General features: G+C 73.6%; 19 protein-coding genes. 2 read left to right on the top strand and 17 right to left on the bottom strand.

Going from position 1 to position 20634, the window contains the following annotated elements:
- Positions 1–51: 51 nt before the first annotated feature.
- The 17 genes from KV205_RS16820 to KV205_RS16740 form a co-directional block, all read right to left on the bottom strand.
- Entirely contained in the window at positions 52–1281 is a 1230-nt protein-coding gene (locus KV205_RS16820; protein ID WP_265865180.1) for a cytochrome P450, read from the bottom strand.
- Positions 1282–1290: 9 nt separating this feature from the next.
- Entirely contained in the window at positions 1291–1953 is a 663-nt protein-coding gene (locus KV205_RS16815) for a response regulator transcription factor (protein WP_265865179.1), read from the bottom strand.
- On the bottom strand, positions 1950–3326 hold the full coding sequence (locus KV205_RS16810) for a sensor histidine kinase (protein ID WP_265865178.1): 1377 nt from the start codon (positions 3324–3326) through the stop codon (positions 1950–1952). The genes KV205_RS16815 and KV205_RS16810 overlap by 4 nt, the downstream gene beginning before the upstream one ends.
- A gap of 114 nt (positions 3327–3440) precedes the next feature.
- Positions 3441–4313 carry an alpha/beta hydrolase gene (locus KV205_RS16805; protein WP_265865177.1) on the bottom strand — a complete coding sequence of 291 codons (873 nt, stop codon included), beginning with the start codon at positions 4311–4313 and terminating at the stop codon, positions 3441–3443.
- Between the two features lie 147 nt (positions 4314–4460).
- Positions 4461–5699 carry a kynureninase gene (gene kynU, locus KV205_RS16800; protein ID WP_265865176.1) on the bottom strand — a complete coding sequence of 413 codons (1239 nt, stop codon included), beginning with the start codon at positions 5697–5699 and terminating at the stop codon, positions 4461–4463.
- The gene (locus KV205_RS16795) at positions 5692–6555 is read right to left on the bottom strand and encodes a tryptophan 2,3-dioxygenase family protein (RefSeq protein ID WP_265865175.1); all 864 of its coding nucleotides are present in this window, start codon (positions 6553–6555) and stop codon (positions 5692–5694) included. The genes kynU and KV205_RS16795 overlap by 8 nt, the downstream gene beginning before the upstream one ends.
- A 127-nt stretch (positions 6556–6682) precedes the next feature.
- Entirely contained in the window at positions 6683–7567 is an 885-nt protein-coding gene (locus tag KV205_RS16790) for a DUF3152 domain-containing protein (protein WP_374214680.1), read from the bottom strand.
- Positions 7568–7727: 160 nt separating this feature from the next.
- On the bottom strand, positions 7728–8141 hold the full coding sequence (locus KV205_RS16785; RefSeq protein ID WP_265865173.1) for a DUF3151 domain-containing protein: 414 nt from the start codon (positions 8139–8141) through the stop codon (positions 7728–7730).
- 15 nt (positions 8142–8156) lie between these two features.
- Positions 8157–9683, bottom strand: a complete 1527-nt coding sequence (locus KV205_RS16780) for an MFS transporter (RefSeq protein ID WP_265865172.1) — start codon at positions 9681–9683, stop codon at positions 8157–8159.
- A 23-nt stretch (positions 9684–9706) separates the two neighbouring features.
- Positions 9707–10864, bottom strand: a complete 1158-nt coding sequence (locus tag KV205_RS16775; protein WP_265865171.1) for a MalY/PatB family protein — start codon at positions 10862–10864, stop codon at positions 9707–9709.
- A 75-nt stretch (positions 10865–10939) separates the two neighbouring features.
- Complete coding sequence (fbaA, locus tag KV205_RS16770) at positions 10940–11962, bottom strand: class II fructose-bisphosphate aldolase (protein ID WP_265865170.1); 1023 nt, start codon at positions 11960–11962, stop codon at positions 10940–10942.
- Positions 11963–12157: 195 nt separating this feature from the next.
- A complete protein-coding gene (gene pyrE / locus KV205_RS16765) occupies positions 12158–12697 on the bottom strand; it encodes an orotate phosphoribosyltransferase (protein ID WP_265865169.1) in 540 nt (179 codons plus the stop codon).
- A 32-nt stretch (positions 12698–12729) separates the two neighbouring features.
- Positions 12730–13524 (bottom strand): aldose 1-epimerase, encoded by a 795-nt coding sequence (locus KV205_RS16760; RefSeq protein ID WP_265865168.1) that lies wholly within the window; start codon positions 13522–13524, stop codon positions 12730–12732.
- Positions 13525–13577: 53 nt separating this feature from the next.
- On the bottom strand, positions 13578–14351 hold the full coding sequence (locus KV205_RS16755; protein ID WP_265865167.1) for an SRPBCC family protein: 774 nt from the start codon (positions 14349–14351) through the stop codon (positions 13578–13580).
- A gap of 88 nt (positions 14352–14439) precedes the next feature.
- Positions 14440–16257 (bottom strand): spermidine synthase, encoded by a 1818-nt coding sequence (locus KV205_RS16750; RefSeq protein ID WP_374214679.1) that lies wholly within the window; start codon positions 16255–16257, stop codon positions 14440–14442.
- Between the two features lie 75 nt (positions 16258–16332).
- The gene (locus KV205_RS16745; RefSeq protein WP_265865166.1) at positions 16333–16851 is read right to left on the bottom strand and encodes a DUF2617 family protein; all 519 of its coding nucleotides are present in this window, start codon (positions 16849–16851) and stop codon (positions 16333–16335) included.
- Between the two features lie 362 nt (positions 16852–17213).
- Positions 17214–17420, bottom strand: coding sequence for a hypothetical protein (locus KV205_RS16740; RefSeq protein WP_265865165.1), 207 nt, complete (start codon positions 17418–17420; stop codon positions 17214–17216).
- Between the two features lie 160 nt (positions 17421–17580).
- Between KV205_RS16740 and KV205_RS16735 the strand changes: the two genes are divergently transcribed.
- Both KV205_RS16735 and KV205_RS16730 read left to right on the top strand, forming a co-directional pair.
- Complete coding sequence (locus KV205_RS16735) at positions 17581–18759, top strand: pyridoxal phosphate-dependent aminotransferase (protein ID WP_265865164.1); 1179 nt, start codon at positions 17581–17583, stop codon at positions 18757–18759.
- Positions 18760–18826: 67 nt separating this feature from the next.
- Complete coding sequence (locus KV205_RS16730; protein WP_265865163.1) at positions 18827–20572, top strand: NlpC/P60 family protein; 1746 nt, start codon at positions 18827–18829, stop codon at positions 20570–20572.
- Positions 20573–20634: the final 62 nt, after the last annotated feature.

The raw sequence follows: 20634 nt of genomic DNA, 5'->3' as shown, positions 1-20634 counted from the left end.
CCGGTCCGACCGGCGAGGGGCCCCGGGGAACGGGGGCCCCTCGCCCTGTGATCACACCTCCACCAACAGCTCCTTGAAGCCCCGGATCACATAGCCCGGCTTCCACTCCGGCTCGGCGGCGAGCCGGAGTCCCGGCGCCTGCTTCAGCAACTCGGCGAAGACGGCGGTGAGTTCGAGGCGGGCGAGCGGGGCGCCGAGGCAGTAGTGGATGCCGGCGCCGAAGGTGATGTGCGGGTTGTCGGCGCGGGTGAGGTCGAGCGTGCCGGCGGTCGGGCCGAAGCGGGCGGGGTCGCGGTTGGCGGAGCCGAAGAGCAGGGCGACCTCGGAGCCGCGCGGGATGACGACGCCACCGAGGTCGATGTCGTCGAGGACCCAGCGCTCGAACATCTGCAGGGGTGTGTCGTAGCGCAGCAGTTCTTCCACAGCTGTGGACAACTTTCCGGGATCGGGCTCGGGGCCCGGCCCGACATCCGGCCGCACGCCCCGGCTCAGCAGCGTCCACCAGCCGTTGACCGTGGTGTTCACGGTCGCCTCGTGGCCGGCGTTGAGCAGCAGCACACAGGTGGAGATCATCTCCTGCTCGGTCAGCTCCGGTACGGCGAGCAGCCCCGAGATCAGGTCGTCGCCCGGGGCCTTGCGGCGGCGGGCGAGGAGCTCCCGCAGGTAGTCGGAGAACTCGACCGAGGCACGCACCGCCCGGCGGGCCGTCTCCTCCGAGGGGTTGAGCTCGAACATCCCGCAGATGTCCGCCGACCAGGGCCGGAGGCGGGCCCGCTCCTCGTCCTGCGCCGGGATGCCGAGCATCTCGGCGATCACCGCCACGGGGAGGGGCTCCGCGACCGTGGCGAGCAGGTCGCCGCCGCCGTCCGCGACCAGACCGGCGACCAGGTCGCGGGCCAGCCGCCGTACCGTCGGCGCCAGGTCCTCCACCGTCCGCGGCGTGAACGCCTTCGACACCAGCCGCCGGATCCGGGTGTGGTCGGCGCCCTCCAGGTCGAGCAGCCCGTGGTCGTTGAGCGTGTGGAAGGGCTCGTGGGCCGCGTCCGGCGCCTCCCGGCCGAACTCCTCGTGCGTGAAGCGATGGGTGTACGTACGGCCCAGGCGGCGGTCCCGCAGCAGCGCCGACACGTCCTCGTAGTGCGGGATCAGCCACTGGTGGGTCGGCCCGTGCCAGTGCGCCCGGCCGCCGGCGCGCAGCCGCGCGTAGGCCGGGTAGGGATCGGCGACGAACTCCGGGGACCAGGGGTCGAAATCGGCGTGAGCGGCATCGGGAGCGTCCATGACTGGACGCTACCCGCCGACCCGCACCAGTCGCGCCTCGTACGCGAAGACCGCCGCCTGGGTCCGGTCGCGCAGGCCCAGTTTCACCAGGATACGGCTCACATGGGTCTTGATGGTGGACTCGGCGACGACGAGGTGTTCGGCGATCTCGGCGTTGGACAGGCCCTGTGCGATCAGCACCAGGACCTCCGTCTCGCGCTCGGTCAGCTCGCCGATCCGCGCGATCGCCGGCGGGCGCGGCGAGGCCGCCGCCGACTTGGCGAACTCGGTGATGAGGCGCTTGGTGACGGTCGGCGCGAGCAGCGCCTCGCCGGCCGCGACCACCCGGACGCCGTCGGCGAGCTGCCGGGCCGAGGCGTCCTTGAGCAGGAAGCCGGAGGCGCCGGCGCGCAGCGCCTGGTAGACGTACTCGTCCAGGTCGAAGGTGGTGAGCACGAGGACCTTCGCGGCGGCGTCGGCCGCGACGATCTCGCGGGTGGCCTCGATGCCGTTCAGCTCCGGCATGCGGATGTCCATGAGGACCACGTCGGGGCGCAGGGCGGCGACCTGGGCGACGGCCTCGCGGCCGTTCACCGCCTCGCCGACCACCTCGATGTCGGGCATGGCGCCGAGCAGCACGGAGAAGCCCTCGCGGACCATCATCTGGTCGTCGACGATCAGCACCCGGATCACGGCTGGGTCCCCTCACGGTCCTGGTCACGGTCACGGTGGTCCCGGTCCCGGTCCTGGTCCTGGTCCTGGTCCTGGTCCCGGGTCACGGGGACGAAAACGGTGACCTCGTAGCCGCCGTCGGCGGTGGCCTCGGCCGTCATCTCGCCGCCCAGCATCGTGACACGCTCGCGCATGCCGGTGATGCCGTGCCCGGCCCCCGGCGACGGCTTGACGAGCCCGCGCGCCGGGCCGTTGGCGATGCGCAGGCCGAGGCCGCCGAGGACGTAGCTCACCTCGACCCGGGCGGCGGCGCCGGGCGCGTGCCGGAGCACGTTCGACAGGGCCTCCTGGACGATCCGATACGCGGAGAGCTCGACGCCCTGCGGCAGCTCGCGCACCGCGCCGGTCACCGCCTTCTCCACGCCGAGCCCGGCCTCGCGGACATTGGCGACCAGGCTGTCGAGGTCGGCGAGGGTGGGCTGGGGCGCGTCCGGCGCCTCGTAGTCCTCGGCCCGTACGACCCCGAGGATGCGGCGCAGCTCGGTGAGCGCGGCCACCGCGTTCTCGCGGATGGTGACGAAGGCCTGCTCCAGCTCCGGCGGCGGGTTCTCGACGCGGTACGGGGCGGCCTCGGCCTGGATCGCGACCACCGACATGTGGTGCGCGACGACGTCGTGCAGCTCGCGGGCGATGGTGGTGCGCTCCTCCAGGAGGGTGCGCTTGGAGCGCTCGACGGCGGTGACGCTCTGCTGGGCGGTGACCTCGCGGCGCGCCTGGCGGCGCACCTGGGAGGTCGTGACGAGCAGGAGGCAGACCCCGGCGACGAACAGCAGCGCGAACGCGTCACCGGGTCCGTTCGCACCGATGAGGACCGTGGCGAAGAGGGCGCACCCGGCGGTGACCAGCCACATCCAGCCGGCGGTGCGCGGCCGGGTGCGCAGGGCGACGACGACGAGGACCACGAGGTGGGCGGCGAACGAGTTCGGGGCCCACGGCCACTCTCCGCCGTGACCGCCCAGGAAGGCGATGAAGGGCGTGGAGACGAGCGACGCCCAGAAGGCGAGCATCGGACGTATCAGGGTGAGGACCACGGTCGCGGCCGGTACGGCGGTGAAGACGAGCACGGCCGGATTCAGGGGGCTGTCGGCCTCCGCGATCCCGAGGAAGAAGACGATCACCGCGGCGAAGCCGACGACGAGGTGCGGGAGCACGCCGAGCTCGTCGCGGATCCGCTCCGGGAGGATGCGGAGCGGCCCGCGGCTCACGTCGAGCCGCCGCAGCGGGCGGTAGGCGAAGGCGTCGGTGAAGAGGTCCGCGCGCAGACCGCCGAGCGCCTTCAGGGTCAGGCGGAGCTCGGGGCTGCGGCTCGGTTCGGTGGTCTGTGTCGAAGTCACCCGACCACCGTACGGGCGGCTCGCGCCGGGGTCGTCCGGCTGTGTACGGATCCCGGCGGGTCCCCCTTGAGGACTACCCGCGCCCCACCCGCGCCCCAGCCGAACCCACCGGGCCTAGAACGCCAGCTGGGCGATCTCCTCCGCGACCACCGCGCAGGCGTCCGCCGCCGGGTCGATCAGCGGGAAGTGGCCGACGTCCTCCAGGAAGGTGCAGCCGACGGTCTCGCCGGCCTCGGCGGCCGCGGCGGCGAAGGCCTCGGCGACGGCGGGCGGGACCACGATGTCGGTGCGGCCCTGGACGAGGGTGGTGGCGATGCCGGTGGGCAGCAGGACGGCCGGGTCGGAGAGCGCCGCGCGGGCGGCGAAGTCGGCCTCGCCGCCGAGCAGTTCGGTGACCGCGCCGCCGCACACACCGAGTTCGACGGAGGACGCGAAGTCCGCGATCGGGGCGAGCGCCACGACCCCGCGCAGCGCGGGCGGGGCGGGCAGCCGCCAGGGCGAGCCGGCCGGCAGGACGTGCCGGGCGGCGGCCCACAGGGCGAGGTGGCCGCCCGCGGAGTGGCCGGTGAGCACGGTACGGCGCGGGTCGGCCTGCGGCAGGTGCGCGGCGGCGAGGTCCGGCAGCGCGTCGAGGGCGGCGGCGACGTCGTCGAAGGTCTCGGGCCAGCGCCCGGCGACCGGGGCGGTGCCGCCCTGCCGGGGGATGTCGCTGCCGCGCCGGTACTCGACGCTCGCGACGGCGAAGCCACGGCGGGCCAGGAAGTCCACGAAAGGGGTCAGGTGCTGCCGGTCGTACGGGGCGCGCCAGGCGCCGCCGTGCAGGGCGACGACCAGGGGCGCGCTCGGCCGGCCGTCGCGCGGCGCGTAGAAGTCGACGACCTGGTCGGGGTGCGGACCGTACGCGGCGGAGGCGTCCGGGGCGACGGCCGGGTGCGAGAAGGCCGATGCCTCTTCGGCGGCGTCACGCGCGACAGGGTCGTCCGGCATGGTGCTTCAACCTCTCCTCGTACAGGGCCGATTGACGGAACCGTCGGCCTGACCTGCGGGGACCGTACCAGGAGTGCGGCCCCCACAGATCAGATGATCGGACTCGTTACGAGGAGGGTCGGGACCCGTCCGGGCCTGACCCGCGGATCAGGCCGCCGGGATGTCCCGCAGCACGTCGGCGAGCACCCGCGCCGCGCGCTCCGCGTCCGCGAAGCCCACGTACAGCGGGGTGAAGCCGAACCGCAGGATGTCCGGGCGGCGCAGGTCGCCCACCACGCCCCGGCGGATCAGCTCCGCCATGACGGCGGGCGCCTCGGCGCACCGCAGCGCGACCTGGCTGCCGCGCTCGGCGTGCGCGCCGGGGGTCACGGACGCGACCCGGCCCTCGGGGGCGTACGCCCGGACGCACTCCAGGAAGAAGTCCGTCAGGGCGAGCGACTTGGCGCGCACGTCCTCGATCCGGACGCCGTCCCACACGTCGAGGGCGGCCTCCAGGGCCAGCATCGACAGGATGTCGGGCGTGCCGACCCGGCCGCGCAGCGCGCCGTCGGCGGCCCGGTAGCCGGGGGTCATGCCGAACGGGTCGGCGTGCGAGTTCCAGCCGGGCAGCGGCGAGTCGAAGCGGTCCTGGTGGCGCTCGGCGACGTACAGGTACGCGGGCGAACCGGGGCCGCCGTTGAGGTACTTGTACGTGCAGCCGACGGCCAGGTCCACGCCGTGCGCGTCGAGGCCGACCGGCAGCGCGCCCGCGCTGTGGCACAGGTCCCAGACGGCGAGTGCGCCGGCCGCGTGGAGGGCGGCGGTCACGCCGGGCAGGTCCTGGAGCCGGCCGGTGCGGTAGTCGACGTGGTTGACCAGGGCGAGCGCGGTGCGCTCGCCGGCCGCGCCGGGGATCTCGGCCGGGTCGAGCGGCACGATCCGGTGACCGGTGAGGCGGGCCGCGGACTCCGCGATGTACCCGTCCGTGGGAAAGGTCGTGGCGTCGACCAGGATCTCGTCCCGGCCCTCGCCCGCGAGCCGGGTGCCCGCGACGATCGCCTTGAAGACGTTCACGCTGGTCGAGTCGCCGACCACGATCTGCCCGGCGGCGGCGCCGACGAGCGGGGCGATCCGGTCGCCGAGCCGCTCGGGCGCGGTCCACCAGCCCGACTCGTCCCAGGAGCGGATGCGCAGCTCGCCCCATTGACGGGTGATCACGTCGGCCATGACGGCGGGGACGTGCGCGGGCAGCGCGCCCAGCGAGTTGCCGTCGAGGTAGACCGTCCCGTCGAGGGCGAACTTCTCGCGGTGCTTGGCCAGTTCGTCGGCGGCGTCGAGCCGGCCGGCCTTCTCGTCGTAGGTCTCGTCGTAGGTCTCGTCGTAGGTCTCGTCGTAGGTCTCAGACATGGCTGCGCGCCGTCCACAGCTCGGGGAAGACGTTCTTCTGGGCCCGCTTCTCCAGCCAGGCGACGCCCGCCGAGCCGCCGGTGCCGGTCTTGGCGCCCATCGCGCGCCGGGTGGCCACCAGGTGGTCGTTGCGCCAGCGCCAGACCAGTTCGGCGACATCGCTCAGCGCCTCGCCGAGGCGGACGAGTTCGGCGTTCTGGTCGCTGTCCGCGTAGATCCCGGCCCAGACCGCCTCGACCTCGGGCGAGGGCTCGTAGCGCTGCGCCAGGTCGCGGCCGAGGACGGAGGCCGGCACGGGCAGGCCGCGCCGGGCGAGCAGCCCGAGGACCTCGTCGTACAGGCTGGGCTCCTGGAGCGCCTTCTCCAGCTCGGCGTGGACGCGGGGCGCGCCGCGGTGCGGCACCAGCATCGACGCCGACTTCTCGCCGAGCAGGAACTCCATGCGCCGGTACATCGCCGACTGGAAGCCGGAGCCCTCGCCGAGCGCGCCGCGGTAGGAGTTGAACTGCGCGGGCGTGAGGTGGGCGAGCGGGCGCCAGGAGTGGTTGAGCGCCTCCAGCTCGCGCACCGAGCGCTTGAGCGCGTCCATGGCGACCGGGATGTCGTCCCGGCGCAGCGCGTGGCTCGCGGTCTCCCACTCGTGGACGATCACGGTGAACCACAGCTCCATGACCTGGGTGGTGACCAGGAAGACCATCTCGCCGGGGTCGTCCGAGCGGAGGTGCTGGAGGTGGGTGAGGACGTCCGCCTGGACGTAGTCCTCGTACGGCGTGGTGCCCGCGAAGTCGAGGTTCGGCGCGTCGGCGACGACGTCGGCGACCGTACCGGCTCCGGAGGCATCGGGGAAGGTGGACATTTCTGTCTCCTCGATACGAACTACCGGGTAGCGGTCCGCTCCTCCGTCCGGCGCTCATCGACCCGGCCGGCACGGGAGCCCCGGTCCCCTCGGGAGGCGGGCTTCGTCGCACGCGCTCCCAAGCGCATCATGACACGAGCGGGCCCTCGATGTAGATCCCGTCTTCGTCATACGGATACGCGTTCGAATGACAGCCGTGCAGTCCCTTGATCTGCTGCATCATGACCGGCGCGGGCTTGCCCGGGCCCGGGCAGCCCATGTGGCGGCGCAGCCCGATCTCGTGTCCGACCTCGTGGTTGATGATCAGGTGCCGGTACTCGTGGGGCGGGCCCTCGAAGGTGGGCGAGCCGAGCAGCCAGCGCTTGAGGTTGACCACGACGCCGGTGGAGGTCTCGCAGTTCAGCTCGCCGTGGGTGTTCATGCCGTTGGCGGCGCACAGCCGGTCGGCGGTGTCGGGGGTGGCGATCCGGATCACGAAGTCGGCGTTCTCGCCGGCGCTGACCAGCTGGAAACGGCCCCGGCCGTGCGCGGCCCAGCCGCGCGGGTGGGCGAGGATCCATTCGATCTCGGCGGCCGCCTCGCGGGCGGAGACGTCCACGCCGTCCTCGACCTGGACGCGGTAGCGGCGCAGCGTGCCGCCGGTGCCGACGGGGGTGCCGGCGGCCCGGGCGGTGGTGAAGGTGCCGGCGCCGGACCGCGGCACGGCGGTCTTCCCGGGGGCGGGCTCGGGCGTCTTCTTCGGGGTGGGCCGGGGCGTGGGTCTGGACGTCGGCGTCGGCTTGGGCTCGGGCGTCGGCGTCGGGGTGGGCGGCTGGGACCGCGGTGTGCGTACGGGCTCCGGGGGCGCGGCGGCCACGCGGCCGTCCTGCCCCTCGAAGTGCGCGAGAGCGGCCCCGCCGCCCAGCGCCACGAGCGCCAGCGCGAGCACCGGCAGCACGAAGCGGCCGCCCCTCCCCCGCTGCTTCCCCCTGCGGCGTCGTCGGCTCTGCTGCGTGGCACGGCGCTTCCCCAAAGCGGCCTTCCCCCCCGAAAGAGGCCCTCCCCCGACGGCCCGATGTGCGATCCCCGCGATCGTAACCACGCGTTCGAACACGCTCGAACGATCGGGGGCAGCTGTTACAGCATGGGTGCATTGGGCCGTCGGGGGCGCCGTCGGAAGAGGGCTCGGGCGGTCAGCCCAGGGTGTCGGCGGCCGTCTCCGACGAGTCGCGCAGGAAGGTCGTGCAGCGCTCGAACTCCTCCTTCTCCCCGATCTCCCCGGCCGCCCGGGCCAGGGCGTGCAGGGCCCGCAGGAAGCCGCGGTTCGGCTCGTGCTCCCACGGCACCGGGCCGTGGCCCTTCCAGCCGTTGCGGCGCAGCGCGTCCAGGCCGCGGTGGTAGCCGGTACGGGCGTAGGCGTACGACTCGATGACGCGGCCGCCCTCGTACGCGTCGTCGGCGAGCTGCGCCCAGACGAGCGAGGAGGTCGGGTACTTCGCCGCGACGTCTGCGGGCGCGGCCCCGCTCGCCAGGAGCTCACGGGGCTCCGGGTCGTCGGGCAGGTGGGTGGGGGGCGGTCCCCCCAGCAGGTTCTCGTGGATGGCCATGGGGCCCAGTCTGCCTCAGGGCGTGCCCGGGCTCCGGCTCGTGCCCGGGTCCGTGGTCGCGTCCGGGGCCGCCTCGATGCCCGGGTCCAGGGGTGGGGCGCCGACGCCGCAGTGGACCTTGCACTCCGGGTGGCAGCGCGCGTGGGCCGGGGTGCGCAGGGTGGTCCAGGCGAGGATCGCGCCCGCCACCAGGACGCCGGCGCAGATCGGCATCGCCCGGCGGAAGGTCGCGCCGAACTCCTCCGCCGAGCGGTACGCCTCCGGGCCCATGCCCACGAGCAGCGGAAGCGCCGCGACCGCGATCAGGCCGGCCGCCCGGGCCGCCGCGTTGTTGATGCCGCTGGCCAGGCCCGAGCGGGACACGTCGACGGAGGCGAGGACGGTCGCGGTGAGCGGCGCCACCAGCATCGTCATGCCGAGCCCGAGCACCAGCAGCGCCGGCAGCACGTCCGTCAGGTACGTGGCGTCCTCCCCGGCCCGCAGCATCAGGAGCATCCCCGCCGCGCACAGCAGCGGCCCCACCGTCAGCGGCAGCCGCGGCCCGATCTTCTCGCCGAGCTCGCCCGACTTCGCCGAGAGCAGCAGCATCAGCACCGTCGTCGGCAGCAGCGCGGTGCCGGCCTGCAGCGCCGAGTAGCCGGACACCACCTGGAGCTGGAGCGCGGCCAGGAAGAAGAAACCGCTGAACGCCGCGTACACGCACAGCGTCACCAAGTTCACCGCGGTGAAGGTCCGGGACCTGAAGATCGACGGCGGCATCATCGCGGCCTCGCCGCGCCGCCGCTCCACGAGCACGAAGCCGGTGCCGACGAGGACTCCCACGACACCCGGCCACCAGATCTGCGCGATCAGCGCGTACGTGACCAGGGCGAGCGCCGCCGCGCCGAGCACCGCGCCGAGCGCGTCGAACCGGCCGTGCGCGGCCTGGTCCCGGGACTCCGGGACGTGCCGCAGCGCCACCGGCACGCAGATCAGCGCCAGCGGCACGTTCAGCAGGAACACCCACCGCCAGCCGGGCCCGTCCACCAGCCAGCCGCCGACGAACGGCCCGATCGCCGCCCCGACCCCGCCGAACCCGGACCACAGGCCGACGGCCTTCGCCCGGTCGTCCTCGTGGAAACTGGCCTGGATCAGCGCGAGCGAGCCCGGGGTGAGCAGCGCCCCGCCGACGCCCTGGAGGGCGCGGGCCGCGATCAGCACCCCGGCGTTCGGGGCGAGCCCGCACAGCAGCGAGGCCGCCGCGAACCACACCACGCCGACCACGAAGACCTTGCGCCGCCCGTAGCGGTCGCCTAGCGCCCCGCCGAGCAGGATCAGGCCCGCGAGGGTGACCATGTAGGCGTTGACGGTCCACTGCAGGTCGGCCAGGTCGGCGCCGAGGTCCTCGCCGATGTGCGGCAGGGCGACGTTGACGACGGTGGAATCGAGCAGCGCCATCGCGGAGCCGAGGACGGTCGTGAAGACCACCCAGCGGCCCGTGCCCGAGGCCAGCCGGATCCCCAGACCGGGTGCCGCGCCCGCCGTGCCCGCCGTGTCGGTCATGCCTGCATGGTCCCCCGATCCGGTCAGCGGCGCAGCCGGGCCGCCGCCTGTATCAGCGCGTCCACGCCCCGCTCGGCCTTGGCCCGGGGGCAGCCCAGGTTGAGGCGGACGAAGCCGGGGGTGCCGTAGACGCCGCCCGGCATGATCGCGACCTTCTCCTGCGTGATCAGCTCCTCCTGGAGCGCGGTCTCGTCGATGCCGAGCGGCCGCAGGTCGATCCAGGCGAGGTAGCCGGCCTGTGGCGGGGTCCAGTCGAGCTCGGGCAGCCCGGCGGCGAGTCGTTCGGCGACCATGCCCATGGTGTCGGCGACATAGCCGCGCAGCGCGTCCAGCCAGGGCTCGCCGTGCCGGTAGGCGGCGACGTGCGCGGTGAGCGAGAGCACCGCCGGGGAGCCGAGGCCCTCGCCGTTCTCCATGCGCCCGAGGAACGCGACGCGGTCGTCCGGGTCGCCGAGGAAGCCGTACGAGCCGGAGAGCGCGGGAAAGTTGAAGGTCTTGGTGCCGGAGGTGACGAGCGCCCAGCGGCGGCCCCGCCCGGGCTCGGCGACGGCCGTCCACGGGGTGTGGGTCAGCTCGGCGCGGGTGAGGTCGGCGTGGATCTCGTCGCTGACGACGGCGGCGCCGTGCCGCTCGGCGAGCCGGGCGAACTCCTTCAGCTCCTCGGCCCGCCACACCCGCCCGGTCGGGTTGTGCGGGGAGCAGAGCAGCAGCATCCGGCTGTCGGGCCGGGCGAGCTCGCGCTCCAGTGCCTCCGGGTCGTCGAGCGGCACCCCGCGCAGCTCGCGGCCGAGGCCGGTGACGACCTTGCGGAAGCCGTCGTAGGTGGGGGTGTGCACGACGACGCCGTCGCCGGGCCCGGTCCACATGCGCAGCAGCTGGGAGAGCTGGCTGAGCACGGAGGGCGCGAAGACCATGGCCTCGGGGTCGACCGCGGTGCCGTGGCGGCGCGCGTACCAGTCCCGTACGGCCTCCCGGAACGCGCCGAGCCGCCAGTCGGTGTAGCCGAACACCCCGTGGTCGATCCGGGCGTGCAGGGCCTCCAGGACGGCGGGCGGGGAGGCGAAGTCCATGTCGGAGACGGTGAAGGGCAGCAGGCCCGGGACGCCGAAGCGTTGGGCGGCACCGTCCCAGGTGACCGACGAGGTGCCGTGCCGGTCTATCGCGCGGTCGAAGTCGAACAACTCATACCTCCGGATCCGGGAACGGCGAGGGGCCCGGCACCACAGTCTCGTGGTGCCGGGCCCCTCGTACAACGCTTACTTCAGCTTGGTGCCGGTCGAGCGCAGCGCGGCGCACGCCTCGGTGACGCGCTTGGCCATGCCGGCCTCGGCGAGCTTGCCCCAGGTGCGCGGGTCGTAGGTGGACTTCTTGCCGACCTCGCCGTCGACCTTCAGGACACCGTCGTAGTTCTTGAACATGTGGTCCGCTACCGGACGCGTGAAGGCGTACTGGGTGTCGGTGTCGAGGTTCATCTTCACCACGCCGTTCTCCAGCGCGGTGGCGATCTCCTCGGCGGTGGAGCCGGAGCCGCCGTGGAAGACGAAGTCGAACGGGGAGGTCTTGCCGTACTTCTCGGCGACGCCCGCCTGGAGGTCCTTGAGGAGCTCGGGGCGGAGCACGACGTTGCCGGGCTTGTAGACGCCGTGGACGTTGCCGAAGGAGGCGGCGAGCAGGTAGCGGCCCTTCTCGCCCAGGCCCAGGGCCTCGGCGGTGCGCAGGGCGTCCTCGACGGTGGTGTACAGCTCGTCGTTGATCTCGTGGCTGACGCCGTCCTCCTCGCCACCGGTCGGGGTGATCTCGACCTCAAGGATGATCTTGGCGGCGGCGGCCTTGGCGAGCAGCTCCTGGCCGATGGCCAGGTTGTCGGCCAGGGTCTCGGCGGAGCCGTCCCACATGTGCGACTGGAAGAGCGGGTTCTGCCCGGCCTTCACACGCTCGGCGGAGATGTCGAGCAGCGGGCGGACATAGCCGTCCAGCTTGTCCTTCGGGCAGTGGTCGGTGTGCAGGGCGACCGTGATGTCGTACTTCGCGGCGACGATGTGCGCGAACTCGGCCAGGGCAACGGCGCCCGTGACCATGTCCTTGTTGTACTGGCCGCCCAGGAACTCGGCGCCACCGGTCGAGATCTGGATGATGCCGTCGCTCTCGGCCTCCGCGAAGCCGCGCAGGGCGGCGTGGAGCGTCTGGGACGAGGTGACATTGATGGCCGGGTAGGCGAACTTGCCTGCCTTCGCCCGGTCGAGCATCTCGTTGTAGACCTCGGGGGTTGCGATGGGCATTCGTCCGCTCCTTGTGATGTGCGGGTAGGTGCGTGTGCTGTCCCTGACCTGGGGGGCGACGTCATCGTCGCCCCCATCCTTCCAGACTCCGGCACGGGGGCCCACCGGCGTGGCACACGAAGGGGCGGGGTGTTTCACGTGAAACACCCCGCCCCTTCGCAAAACCGCAGGTCAGAGCCGATCGTGCCAGGCGGGTCAGGCCAGGCCGAGGTCGGACAGCCGGTAGCCGGTGAGGTACGGCAGGCCGGCCTCGGCGATCGCGTCGGCGGCGCCGCGGTCGACGATCGTCGCGACGGCGACGACCTCGCCGCCGGCCTCGCGGACGGCCTCGACCGCGGTCAGCGGGGAACCGCCGGTGGTCGAGGTGTCCTCGACCACCAGGCAGCGGCGGCCCTTGACGTCGGCGCCCTCGATACGGCGCTGCATGCCGTGGGCCTTCTGCGCCTTGCGGACGACGAAGGCGTCGAGCCGCTCGCCGCGCGCGGCGGAGGCGTGCAGCATCGAGGTCGCGACCGGGTCGGCGCCGAGCGTCAGACCGCCGACGCAGTCGAAGTCCAGGTCCTTGGTGAGGTCGAGCATGACCTGACCGACCAGCGGGGCCGCCTCGCCGTCGAGCGTGATCCGGCGGAGGTCGATGTAGTAGTCGGCCTCGAGACCCGAGGAGAGGGTCACCTTGCCGTGCACCACGGCCTTGTCCTTGATCTGCTGGAGCAGATCGGCGCGTACGTCAGTCATGCCATGAGCTTAAGCCGGGATGCGGTGGGGCCTCACAGCCGACGCCAGCTCCAGGTGGTGGTGACCTCCAGGGGGTCGATGGGGGTGACCAGGCGGGGGAGGGTGTTGAGGCCGTTCGGCGGGCCCGACTGGGGCTCGACGCAGACCGTGTCGGCGGGCTCGTCGTAGACCACCACCCACTGGGCGTCGCTGGTGATCTTCAGCTCCACCGCGCCCGGCCAGGTGAGGGTGACGTCGACTCCGTCCGGCATGCCGAAGCAGTCGTCCCAGGGGCGCGGGAGCGGGTCGATGCGCCGCCCGGTGGGCAGGTGGTCCGCGCCGCGCTCCTCCTGCCAGGCCGGGTGGAAGCCGAGCTCGACCTCGGGGCCGCCGTCGAGGCTGCGCCGGAACCAGGGGTGCCAGCCGGCCTGCGCCGGGAACGAGGCGTCGAGCGTCTCGATCCCGAGCCGGAGCGTGAGCGCGTCCTCGCCCAGCTCGACGACCTGGGTGACCTTCCCGGCGTACGGCCAGGGCTCGGCGAGCTCGGTGGTGAAAGCGGCCGCGGTCTCCGTGACGTACGCGGTCTTCCACGCGACGTCCCGCACCGTGCCGTGCATGGCGTGCGGCGCGGCGTGCTCGCTGACCGGCAACTGGTGCTCGACGGCCCCGTCCCGGAACCGCCCGTACCCGGTCCGCCCCGCCCACGGGGCCATCACGAAGCTGCCGTGGCGCTCGCCGGGCAGCAGCAGCTCGGTGCCGCCGATACGAAGGCTGTCGATCCGGCAGCCGTGCTCCGGGTCGATGGTCAACTCGGCGCCGCCGGCCGTCAGTCGCGTCAGAGTGCTCACGCCCCGACCCTAAGGCGTGTACGAGGCTTCCCGCCGCCCGGTCGGGCCACCGTTCAGCCGCGGCGCTTCCGCAGCGCGCGGCCGACCACCACCGCCGAGGCGAGGGCCAGGGCGGCGGCGGGGGCGATCCAGCGGAGGGTGGCGGTGGGGCCGGTGGATTCGGCGGCGGGGACGGGGGCGTAGCGGCCGCGCGGTGGGGCGTGGTCGACCTCCTCCGCGCTGCGGCCGATCATGGTGCGGCGGGCGTGCGCGGCCTCGGCGGGCTGGCCGGCGGCGGCGTCGTCGTCCGCCGGCACCGGGGCGGCGAAGGGCTCCTCCACGCCGTCGTCCACCCCGTCGTCGTCGCTGTCGGCCTCGCCGCCCGCGGCCGCCGCCTCCTCGGCGGCGACCTCCGCCGCCACGTCCGAGACAGCGGCCAGCGCCTCCGCGAACCGGTCGAGCAGTCGCGCGCCCGCCACGGCGCGGGCCTCCGCGTCGGTGTCGGCGAGCCGGCCGGCCGTGGTGATCCGGCAGGTGAAGCCGATCGTGGTGCCCTCGGCCACCGGGGTGAGCGCCAGGGTCAGGGCGAGCGCCGCGGTGCCCTTGCCGCGCACCTCGGTGCCCTCGCCCTCGACGGCGAAGCGCCCGCCGTGCTCGGTGAGCCGCAGGGCGCCCCGGTAGGTGATGGTGTTGCCGCCGACGCGGACCTTGAGCCGGCCCGCGAGCGGCCCGGCCGTCCCGTCGGTGTCCTGCTGGAACCCGGGGACGCAGCGCGCCACCCGGGCCGGGTCCGTCAGCGTGTCGCGCAGGACCTCGGCCGGGACCGGGACGAACACCTCATGCTCCATGGGAGCCGAGCCTACTCAGGCCCGGCCCGCCCGTCGCCTGTTTGCGCCCCGGGCCGCCCCGGCCCGTTGCGCCTCGGCGCGGGCTCGCTCAGTAGCGCGGGTGCACCAGCGTCGAGGGCGGCAGGGCGTCCGTCTCCTCCGTACGGCTGCGCTCGACGCAGCGCTCCGCCCCCCTCAGCCCCTGCACGGTGAGCGAGCGCAACTGCGGCGCCGCCGGGTCGAGACCGAGCGAGGGCGGTACGGAGCCGGGCGCGGCGAGCAGGAAGCCCCACCCGCCCGCGGCGGGCGGCGCGCCGCCGGTGGAGCGGCCGGCCCGGTCGGGTCCGGTGGTCACCCCTACGGCACCGCCGCCGGCGCCGTAGGGGCGGGTGGCGTACCCCGCGGCGCGCAGGGTGGCGTCGACCGTCCAGTACGTGCGGGGCCGGGCGGTCGCCGAGCCCGCGTGCACCACGAGCCGCCCGCCGTCGGCGAGGGCGCCGGCCGCGAGCCCGTAGAACTCCTCCGAGTAGAGCTTGGCGCCGGCGGTGATGCCGGGGTCCGGGAGGTCGGAGATCACCACGTCGTACCGTTCCTGCACGGGCCGGACCGAGCGCAGCCAGGTGAACGCGTCCCCGTAGGCGACGGTGACCCGGGGGTCGTGGAGGGCCTGCTCGTTGAGCGCGGCGAGGCCGGGGTCGGTGCGGGCGAGCCGGGCGACGCCCGGGTCGAGTTCGACGACGGTGACCGCGTCCACGTCGGGGTAGCGCAGCACCTCGCGGGCGGCGAGGCCGTCGCCGCCGCCGAGGATCAGCACGCGGCCGTGCGGCCCGTTCATCGCCGGGTGCACCAGGGCCTCGTGGTAGCGGTACTCGTCGCGGCCGCCGACCCGCAGCCGGCCGTCCAGGAACAGATCGGGCGGGCCGCCGCGGCTGCCGGTGACCACCACCTCCTGGAGCTCGGTGTGGACGGCGACCCGGATGCTGTCGCCGTACACGGCGCGCCGCGCGGCCTGTTCGAAGTCGTCGACGAGGACGGTCGCGGTGGCGAGCACGGCGAGGACGGACAGGTTGGCGCCGACGAGCAGGGCGCGCGAACGGGCCGTCAGGTCGTGCCGGAACAGCCAGAGCACCAGGCCGCCGCCGGCGATCGAGTTGACCGCGCCGGTGACCAGCGCGCCGGTGAGCTGTCCGAGCCAGGGCAGCAGCAGGAACGGGAAGGCGAGGCCGCCGACGAGCGCGCCGACGTAGTCCGCGGCGAACAGATCGGCGACCGTCCCGGCGGCGTCGTGCGACTTGGGCCGCCGCCTGCGGTGCTCGGCCCCGCCGACGCCCGGTCCGGCGGCGGACGGACCGCCGCCGGACCCGCAACTCCCGGACGAACCACCGGCGGACCCGGCCGACGAGCCCCCGACGGGCGCACCGCCCCCGCCCCCCGGCGCCGCCCGAAAGGACTCCGACCGGAACGACTCCGCCCGGAACGACTCCGCCCGCTGGATCAGCGACATCAGGAGCGGGATCTCCGCCCCGGTCAGCACGCCGATCGCCAGCGAGAACCCCACGAGCACCCAGCGCGACTCGCCGAGCCAGGCGAAGGACGCGTACAGCACCATCGCCGAGCAGCCGCCGATCAGCGCGAGACCGCCCTCGACCAGGCCGAAGCCGACCGCGGCACGGCAGCGCAGCCGCTTGGCGAGCAGCGAGCCGAGGCCCATCGCGAAGACCATGACGGACAGCACGACGGACGCCTGGGTGACCGAGTCGCCGATCAAATAGGAGGCGAGCGCCACCAGTTCGAGCTCGTAGACCAGTCCGCAGGCGGCGCACACGAACACCACCGCCAGGACCGGGTAGCGCACCGCGGTCGGCCGCTCGGGCGACCGCGCCGCCCGTTTGGGCGGCAGGGTCATGGTCACGGGCGGGTCGATCATGTTCGTAACGCTACGTCACAGATTGATCGCCGCTTGTCACCCACACGAGTGCACCTGAGGCATATGTGCGGCGCGTCAGAGCGAAGCGGGCATACGCGCACCGATCCGGGTCCGGGTCACGACCAACTGCCCTTCCTGCGGGTAGGCGTGCCAGGTGCGCCAGCGCACCTGGCCCTCGTGGCGCTGCGCCAGCATCGCCGTGAAGGCGTGCGGCGAGCCGGGGAAGGTCCCCGCGAGGCCGTGCGGATGGTCGGCGACGAGTGCGAGCAACTCCTGTGCGCGGCCCGCGAACGAGCCCTGGGTGAGGGTCTCGACGCGGGCGGCGAACTCGTACTCCCACTCGCCCACCCGCTTGGACACGCCGAGCGGCAGCGGGGTGCTGCTGCCGGGCATGCAGGCGACGGTCTCCGAGCAACTGCGGCTCTCCTCCTCCAGGAGCACCTGGTGGGAGGCGCCGAGCAGCCGCAACTGCAGCTTCGCTCCGGCGAGTTCGAGGTCGAGCACCGCGAGCGCGGGCAGCGGATCGCGCCCCAGCGCCCAGGCCAGGTCGGCCGCGCGGGTATCGGTGTAGGAGGTCTTCAGGGTGGTGAGCATGGATCGGCTCCGCAAACACGGTTTGACGGGTGGGCCGGGGGCGTCCCGGTCGAGGTCTCGACCGGGAGTGGGGATCGCCGGCTCGGGTCCACACACGGTCCGAGGGCTGGATGTTCTCGACAGCGAGGGAATCACGAACCATGGTCGGCTCACAGCGTTTTTGCCCAACTTGGCGTGGTTTCCATCCCCTCGGGGGCCTCTCGGTTCAACTGTTCAGTCGGATTCGATCGCGGGATTCCCACAATCGCCCAATGGTTCCCACCATCACCCAACAGAACGATCACCCAAGGCCGTTGCCCGGGCGCACCAACCCGCCCGGGCACTCTCCCCACGCGCCGCTCGGTCGCGGCGCCGCGCACCGCTCAGTCGCCGCCGCCTCCGCCGCAGCCGCCGCCCCCGCACGAGGACGAACCGCAGGACGAGGACCCGCACGAGGACGAGCCGCAGCCGCCGCCACTGCCGCCGCCGCTCGACCAGCCGCCGCGACGGCGCCGGCGCCGTCGGCGGGAGCTGCCGCCCGACGCCGCCGAGAAGCCGACGACCACGAGCACGATGAGTGCGAACACCACGAAGACTTCCATGTCGTCCCCCGTCAGTGAGGAGCCGGTCGACGACCGGCCCCGATGCCTGTTCGGCCCACTCGGCGCCTGTTCGGCGCCTGTGCGAGGGGGATTCCCGCCCCGGAGAGCGTCAAAGCGCACTTGAGCAAGTCCAGAGCTTCGGCCCAGGATGGCGCCCATGACACGACCGCTGCTCAACCGCCGGCTCGCGGAGTTCGGCACCACGATCTTCGCCGAGATGTCCGCGCTCGCCGCCCGCACCGGTTCGATCAACCTGGGCCAGGGCTTCCCCGACACCGACGGCCCGGAGGAGATCCGCGAGGCCGCCGTCCGCGCCCTGCGCGACGGACGCGGCAACCAGTACCCGCCCGGCCCCGGCGTGCCCGAGCTGCGCACCGCGATCGCCGAGCACCAGCGGCGCTTCTACGGTCTGGAGTACGACCCCGACCGCGAGGTCCTGGTCACCGCCGGCGCCACCGAGGCGATCGCGGCCGCGCTGCTCGCGCTCGTCGAGCCGGGCGACGAGGTGATCGCCCTGGAGCCGTACTACGACTCGTACGCCGCCTGCGTCGCCATGGCCGGCGGCACCCGGGTCCCGGTCACCCTCCGCCCGCACGACGGCGCCTTCGCCCTCGACCTGGACGAACTGCGGGCGGCGGTCACCGACCGGACCCGGCTGATCCTGCTCAACACCCCGCACAACCCGACCGGCACCGTGCTCACCCGCGCCGAGCTGACCGCGATCGCCGAGCTCGCCCAGGAGCGCGACCTGCTCGTCGTCACCGACGAGGTGTACGAGCACCTGGTCTTCGACGGCGCCGAGCACATCCCGCTCGCCAGCCTGCCCGGCATGCGCGAGCGCACCGTCACCATCGGCTCGGCCGGCAAGACGTACTCCTTCACCGGCTGGAAGGTCGGCTGGATCACCGCCACGCCCGAGCTGACCGCCGCCGTCCGCTCGGCCAAGCAGTTCCTCACGTACGTCTCCTCCGGCCCCTTCCAGTACGCGGTCGCCGAGGCCCTGCGCCTCCCGGACACGTACGTCGAGGGCCTGCGCGCCGAACTCCTCGCCAAGCGCGACCTGCTGAGCGAGGGCCTGACGGCGGCCGGCTTCGGCGTGCACCGCCCGGCCGGCACCTACTTCGTCACCACCGACATCCGCCCGCTCGGCGAGGCCGACGGCTTCGCCTTCTGCCGCGCGCTCCCCGAACGCGCCGGCGTGGTCGCCATCCCGAACGCCGTGTTCTACGACCACCGCGAGGAGGGCGCGCCGTTCGTGCGGTTCGCGTTCTGCAAGAAGACGGAGGTCCTCCAGGAGGCGGTGGACCGGCTGAAGCGCATGAGTTAGCCGCAAGTAGGGTCCCGGACTGACCGGCGTCCGAGGGGCGGACGGCCGTTCGGAGCAGGGGGGACGCATGTCCAGAGGAGAGTTCACGCCCAGCCGCCGCGCGCTGCTGGGCACGCTGGCCGGGGTGGCGGCGGGCGGGGCGCTGCCGCTCGCCGCTGCGGCGCCGGCCGCCGCAGCGACAGCGACCGCAGCAACAGCGACCGCAGCGGGGCTCGCCGGGCCGGGCGGCGCGGACGGGCGGCTGCCGATGGTGGTCGACCCGACCGACCCGTGGCACTTCACGGCGCACCCGGCGGGCGCGCTGACCACCCGGGCGCTGCCCGGCGGTCTGGAGGTGTCCGACGCGGGCGGCGTGCTCGCCACGCTGACCACCGGGGCGCGGACGGTGACCGTGCGCGGGCCGCGGCGCTGGTTCACCGAGCAGAAGAAGGCCGTCGCCGACGCCTTCTCGCGGACCCCGCCGACCGGCGGCTGGGGCATGTCGCCGGGCGGCGGCACCTGGTCGCACGTGAACGGCACGGACGCCGACTACTTCCTGGAGTCCGGCCGGGCCGCCATCACCCTGGCCCCCAACAAGAGCCGCTACGCGCTGCTGCCGGACCACGGCATCGGCGACGTCTCCGCGGCCGCCCGGTTCTCCTTCGACCGGCTGCCGGCCGGCGCACCCGTCTCGCTCGCGCTCGTGTTCGGCGCGCAGGACGTCAACAACCACTACCGGGCCCGGCTCGTCGTGACCCCGGCCGGTGAGGTGCAGCTGGTCCTGGAGAAGGAACTGGCCGACGTCTCGACCGTGCTCGGCACGGCGGTCACGGTCGGCAGCGGCTTCGCCGCCTTCGACCACTGGTGGGTACGGGTCGAGAAGACCGGCGACGTGCTGCGGGCGCGGGCCTGGAAGCACGGCACGGGCGTGACCGAGCCGACCGGCTGGCAGCACGCGGTGCGCGACCCGGAGCCGGACCCGGCCAAGGTGTTCGGCGCCGGGACCGTCGGCGTACGCGGCCTGTCGTCGCTCGGTGCGACGGTGAGCCCGCAGGCCCGGGTGTACGACTTCCGGATCGACTCGGCACTGTGGGTCGACCCGCCGCTGGTCACCCACGACACCTGGGTGCGGGTGCTGCCCGAGCCGTACGACGGCACGTGGACGCCCGCGGTGGAGCAGCGGATCCGGGACTGGGCCGGCGACACCTCGCCGGACGTCCTGGCGTACAGCTCCATGTACCGGCCGTACGCCCCGGACGTCACCGATCCGGCGCGGCAGGGCGCGCGGGTGCTCGGCACCGCCGGGTACAGCAAGGCCGACCCGGTGACCGGGCTGCGCAAGGTCGGGGCGGACTTCCACCAGTTCATGGGGCTCGACTGGGACTTCGCGGAGAGCGGCGAGCACTGGGACGCCAACCCCGACTTCGACGGCTGTCTGGACTGCTCGGGCTTCGTCCGGATGGTCTACGGCTACCACCTGGGCCTGCCGATGGTCCGCTACCAGCAGTTCGGCGGCGGCCGGCTGCCGCGCGAGTCGAAGGACCTCGCGGCCTCCGGGCCCGGTGTGGTGGTCGCCGAGGCCACCGGTCAGGCGCCGTCGCTTGACGGGCTGCGGATCGGCGACACGGTCTTCTTCGACACCGACGAGTCCTCGGACGCGGGCGGTCACATCGGGATCTACCTGGGCGTGGACGGGTACGGCAAGCAGCGCTTCGTCTCCAGCCGCAAGACGCCGAACGGGCCGACCATCGGCGACGTCGGCGGCAAGTCGGTCCTGAACGGGGCGCCGGGCGACCTCTACACCGACAAGCTGCGGGTGATCCGGCGCTTCTGACGGGCGCGCCCCCGGCGCGCGGGAGCGCTCTTCATGTAGACCGATTTATCGGGTAATGATCG

Source organism: Streptomyces sp. SKN60 (assembly GCF_026236535.1).
Lineage (GTDB): Bacteria > Actinomycetota > Actinomycetes > Streptomycetales > Streptomycetaceae > Streptomyces.
Note: the sequence above shows the minus strand (reverse complement) of the source record. Positions and strands in the feature narration are given on the sequence as shown.